Source organism: Proteus faecis, assembly GCF_003144395.1.
Taxonomy (GTDB): Bacteria; Pseudomonadota; Gammaproteobacteria; order Enterobacterales; family Enterobacteriaceae; genus Proteus; species Proteus faecis.
In genome coordinates this window covers 1-4,562 of record NZ_PENZ01000006.1, presented here as the reverse complement: position 1 = coordinate 4,562, position 4,562 = coordinate 1, and the positions used below count along the sequence as shown (strand labels likewise).

The window sequence follows — 4,562 nt, the reverse complement described above, 5'->3', positions numbered from 1 at the left end:
GGTGGGTATAAACGAACTAGGACAGAGACATTTTCTTTAATAGCTTTAGGTTTTCGTTTTAGTTGCTCATAGACAGAGGCGGTCGTGTTAATTCGAAACTTACGCCCTTTTTCACTAATCAGCGTTCTCCCCTTAATGTTTCGCCAATACGAGTTAACACTAGGTGGAAATGGCAATGTGAGCATGAGTTCAGGCATAAGTCCCCCATAAGCCAATTAGCAATGTCACTACAAACCAAAAACCAACGAACAAAATGTATTTAGTTAGCATTAGTGATTACCTCTTACTGAACTTACTAATGAATCGTAGGGCTCGGTTGGTAATTTCCCCATGAGTGCAAAATTAGAAGTGGCGTGTTTTACCCATCTGATAGTTGGCAAAGCGCATTTTTTAGCCTTCTGAATATTCAACTTTTCAATGTAGACTGACTCACCTGATTTACGTGATTCTGTTATTGCTGAATAAACTCTTTCTGCCTCTTTAGTTACTCTGTAGCGTAATGGACGTTCTTCGCTAATTCTGACTAATGCACCTAAAGTCCAAAGGTGTGCCAACGCTCTTGATGCGCCAGCTAAATTAGTGTCTAAATCACGAATAACAATATCGCGATTAACTTCTTCACCCACTTTGTACAACGCTAAGATTTGCTCTGTGATTTTCATGCAACACCTCTCGATACAAGCCATTTCGCTTGTTCAATAAATGTTTTGCCGATTTGCTCTAACTCACTGCGTTGAATGTAATCAATGGCTTTACCATTCCACGTTTTATCAAACACCACGATAGCACCAGCAAAAAATGCCCCTGTTGGTACTTGGTTTTCATCTGAAGGAACAAACCACTGTGGAACATCAAAACCAACACGACCGCGAATAAAACAAATATGATCCGCTTCTTCACACCACCATGTTTCGCTTGTGGCCACTTTCAACAAGAAAACATAATGTCCACCTTTTTCACGCATAGCCAACGCATGATTCATAATGTGGCGAACACCTGTGACAGCCTGTTTTTCATGATATGAACTACGTGAATAAGGAGGGTTGGCAAATGCTGAACCGCCAATTTCTTTGAGTTTTTCCGACCAATCTTGGGTAAGCGCATTATCCTCAACGGTGTAGAAATAAGGGCATTTGCTGTTTTGCGCATCAGTAAATAGATCTAGCGTGAACGGCCCATAGAGTGAATTGATACCCCAATACAGATTTTCAGGTGTTCGCCATTGATCACCAATTTCTTTTAATTTGTGAGCAGATTGGCTTTTTAATGCCTGTAATTTCAGTGCGTAATCAATCATTGCTGAACCTCCTGTGACATTTCAGTCGCTTGCTTCCAAATACTGTTCCATGCTTGACGACCAGAAAACTCACTCATACGACGAATGCCTGTCTTACCTGCTAATTCAAGTGCGATCTCTTCAATACGGTTTTGAGGTTTAGAGCGAGAACCAATCAGGCGTGAGAATGCGCTGTCACGTTCAACGGTATCAACTTGAACCTTTGGCTCATCCTTTGGCTTTTGGCTACGAACGATCAGCTCATCAAAGTGTTTACGTAATTTACGAGGGCTTAAAATGTTTTGGTGCCAGAATGAATCTTTGTTGGCCCAATCGAACAAGGCACAAATTTGCTCATGGGTACGTCCATCGATTTGACGCATCAAACGAATATCGTTCGCCCAATCATACCAAGTAGGCTCTAGCGCGGATGGATTCAGTTTTTTAACACGGCCAAACATCCATTTTGCCGTTTTCAAATCACCTTCATCACCCCATTTCTGGAAATTAGTGCTGTAAATCACGGCTTCTGGATAGCGAGTTAAAAAATCATTTTTCGGCTGGTCGCTGGATTCGCCAGAATTCTGCGACGAATGATCTGTTTCTGTTGTACTCTCTGAAGTAATCTCTGTTGTATTCTCTGTAAGAACAGGCCATTTTGACCCGTTCAGAACAGCGCATTTTGAACTGTTTGAAGGTTTCAATTTGCGCTTATCGATAAGGTCATTTTGAACTATTCGATTAGATGAATTATCATCGTTCGACTGGGTCATATTGACCTCATCGGTCAGCAAATGGTGATCGTAGTTAATCGCATAATAATTAGTACGGTCATGGTTCGATTTATTGATTTGCTCTATGCGTAAAACGCCCTGCTTTTTCAAATTGGTAAAAGCACGTTTAATCGTTGATTCAGAGAAAAAAGGAAATTGATTCTTCCACTCTTCGACGGTGTTATAAATCCAGCGTGATCCGTCATATTCAACACCTGAAGTAGTTTCAGTTAGCCAATATTGAATTTGCTGTAACAGCATCGCCTCATTTAAAACAAGACGTACCGCTAATTCAGGAATAACGACTAAAGGGCGACTTTTTAGTAATAATAAACTCATCTTGCCACCTCATTACTTAATACGTGTGTACATCTCTTTAAAACGCTGTACAGGTTCACACTGTGGGTCGTCACAACCATCAAGCATAAAAATGACACGCTGTTTTTCTCTGTCATAACGAACAACATGAACAACGATACCCCTGTGATTTTTGTAGTAGCGATCAAGTTGGTTTTGGTTCTCATTGTTCATTGCCCGCCCTTAAACCATGTTTTGAATTGAAATCATCTACAAGCCAACGCATAAATTGGTAGTTTGTTTCTTCATAGCCTTCTGGTACTTTAATTTCATAGACAAAACGACCATCACGCATTGAAGCCCGTACTTGCGTACGGCATGCTAAGTTTGATAATCTACTCATGCTAATTTCTCTTCACACAATTGAAATTTGCAAACCGAAGCCAGCGACCGTACATCGTTGGCTTCANCCTGCATTTCGTCAACACCACTACGCAGTACAAACAATTCCGTTTCATCCAGTTCCGCAGGACTAATTCTGTCAACGAGTAAACGATTTGATTCACGAGCGACAAATTCAGCAAATAAAACGGTCTTAGAAATATCTTGCATCGCTAACAACTCATTTAAATCAAATGAGCGACAACCGTTTTTCTCATAAAGCTTGTTATTGAATGACGTTAAAGACAGACCCAGTGCTCCAGCCATTGCCTCACGCCCACCAGCTGTTGCCTCACACATTTCTTTCACTACCTGTTTTATTGATTGGTTACTCATTTCCTACCACCATTGATAAATTCTTGTAGTTAACTGCTTTAAACGGTTTTGTTATTTTGTGGTTATAGCTATTGAGCTAGTAACTCACCTAATTCAGGAGAAATGTCTTGTGCACGAACTTGGTGACTTGTCGCTTTTACAATTTTCACGACATATTTAGAATCCATTCCACCTCCATGAAGCCAACGCCATACTGTTGGCTGAGACACTCCACATAAAGCAGCTAGCTTTTGTTGACTTCCAACAATGCTTATCGCTTTTTCAATAGCCTTGTTTTTCATAAATAACCTCAAACGTATAAAAGATGGATAAATAATAGCAATGAGTATTAAAACATTCAATAGCGATTGCAATTTGATTTTCAATACTCAAACTTATAAATTCCGAGACATGAAAACGACAATTGCAGAACGCTTGAAATTAGCGATGAAAACAAGAGGAAATATGACGCAAGCTGCTTTAGCAGAAGCGTCTGGTGTTGCACAACCAACAATTTGGAGATTGGTTAATGGCAATGCGAAAGGTTCTTCTAAATTAGTGGATATTGCTAATGCATTAGCTGTCAATATTGACTGGCTGGCTAATGGTGTGGGTGATATGGAATCCCCAAACTCGACACCTCAGTTTAGGGCTGATAGATCGCTAGAAATACCGGTATGGGATGAGAATGGTTATACAGGAGATACAATCTTATCACCTGTAGGAAAACCTCTAAAAACATATAAAGCTTATATACTTAAGAAAAATAGTGGGTGTTCAGAAGCCCCTGCTGGCAGTATTGCTATAGTTGATACTCATCTGCAACCAGGCACTGATGATCTAGTTATCGCTCAAATTGGTAACTCTTTTTCTGTTTATAAATTCCTTGAAGGTGGTACTCAAGGTTTCCTTGCTGTTGATGATTCACGAGTCCCTTTAATTGATATTTCATCTAGTGTTTTACTTGGGGTTGTTGTTTTTCTTGTTCGCGATTTTAGAAGATAGTCCTCACATTTTGCTCTACTAATGACTATCTTCCTATACGAACCTACTCCTACCCTTTCTAAAATTTCCACCATTCCATGATCCTTTAAGATACCATCACCACTGTTTATATATACAGTGGTTAACTATAATGCAAATATTCTTTATCGAAATCAAGCGATATTACCTCAATCAAAAAATAATACTTTAGAGTATTTTTTATTTTTTTATACTTATATTCCATTTAAAATCAATGCAATAAGTAAACACATAACCAATAAGATAAAATAGCATTTGCTATTATTAATACCCATTGCTATATTTTAAACATATAGCAAACTGAGTTCTAATTTCGAGTTTTGGTGAACGTAAATGATTTTTATGTGTGAAGAGAACGTGTGAAGAGAAACAATTGTGTGGAGGGAAATTGGCGTGAGTAATGGAAACGTAGTTGAACTTAAAGTGAATGGCGCCAC

Annotated in this window: 8 protein-coding genes and 1 pseudogene; 1 reads left to right on the top strand and 8 read right to left on the bottom strand. The window is 39.1% G+C overall.

The annotated features are described in order from the left end of the window. From DK858_RS01045 to DK858_RS01010, 8 genes and pseudogenes are all read right to left on the bottom strand, one after another. Positions 1 to 197, bottom strand: a pseudogene (locus tag DK858_RS01045) (RusA family crossover junction endodeoxyribonuclease); the annotation flags it as partial. A gap of 72 nt (positions 198 to 269) precedes the next feature. After that, on the bottom strand, positions 270 to 662 hold the full coding sequence (locus DK858_RS01040; protein WP_109395849.1) for a hypothetical protein: 393 nt from the start codon (positions 660 to 662) through the stop codon (positions 270 to 272). Next, the gene (locus DK858_RS01035; RefSeq protein ID WP_109395848.1) at positions 659 to 1,297 is read right to left on the bottom strand and encodes a phage N-6-adenine-methyltransferase; all 639 of its coding nucleotides are present in this window, start codon (positions 1,295 to 1,297) and stop codon (positions 659 to 661) included. The genes DK858_RS01040 and DK858_RS01035 overlap by 4 nt, the downstream gene beginning before the upstream one ends. Next, positions 1,294 to 2,388 (bottom strand): replication protein, encoded by a 1,095-nt coding sequence (locus DK858_RS01030; RefSeq protein ID WP_109395847.1) that lies wholly within the window; start codon positions 2,386 to 2,388, stop codon positions 1,294 to 1,296. The genes DK858_RS01035 and DK858_RS01030 overlap by 4 nt, the downstream gene beginning before the upstream one ends. A gap of 12 nt (positions 2,389 to 2,400) precedes the next feature. After that, positions 2,401 to 2,580, bottom strand: coding sequence for a DUF4222 domain-containing protein (locus DK858_RS01025; protein ID WP_109395846.1), 180 nt, complete (start codon positions 2,578 to 2,580; stop codon positions 2,401 to 2,403). Next, positions 2,570 to 2,749 carry a hypothetical protein gene (locus DK858_RS01020; RefSeq protein ID WP_109395845.1) on the bottom strand — a complete coding sequence of 60 codons (180 nt, stop codon included), beginning with the start codon at positions 2,747 to 2,749 and terminating at the stop codon, positions 2,570 to 2,572. Before DK858_RS01020 ends, DK858_RS01025 begins: the two co-directional genes overlap by 11 nt. Further along, on the bottom strand, positions 2,746 to 3,123 hold the full coding sequence (locus tag DK858_RS01015; protein ID WP_228407142.1) for a YmfL family putative regulatory protein: 378 nt from the start codon (positions 3,121 to 3,123) through the stop codon (positions 2,746 to 2,748). The genes DK858_RS01020 and DK858_RS01015 overlap by 4 nt, the downstream gene beginning before the upstream one ends. A gap of 68 nt (positions 3,124 to 3,191) precedes the next feature. Then, complete coding sequence (locus tag DK858_RS01010) at positions 3,192 to 3,404, bottom strand: YdaS family helix-turn-helix protein (RefSeq protein ID WP_109395844.1); 213 nt, start codon at positions 3,402 to 3,404, stop codon at positions 3,192 to 3,194. 40 nt (positions 3,405 to 3,444) lie between these two features. On the opposite strand from DK858_RS01010, the gene DK858_RS01005 reads away from it, so the two are divergent. Then, positions 3,445 to 4,107 carry a helix-turn-helix domain-containing protein gene (locus tag DK858_RS01005; RefSeq protein ID WP_109395843.1) on the top strand — a complete coding sequence of 221 codons (663 nt, stop codon included), beginning with the start codon at positions 3,445 to 3,447 and terminating at the stop codon, positions 4,105 to 4,107. The last annotated feature ends 455 nt before the right edge of the window (positions 4,108 to 4,562 follow it).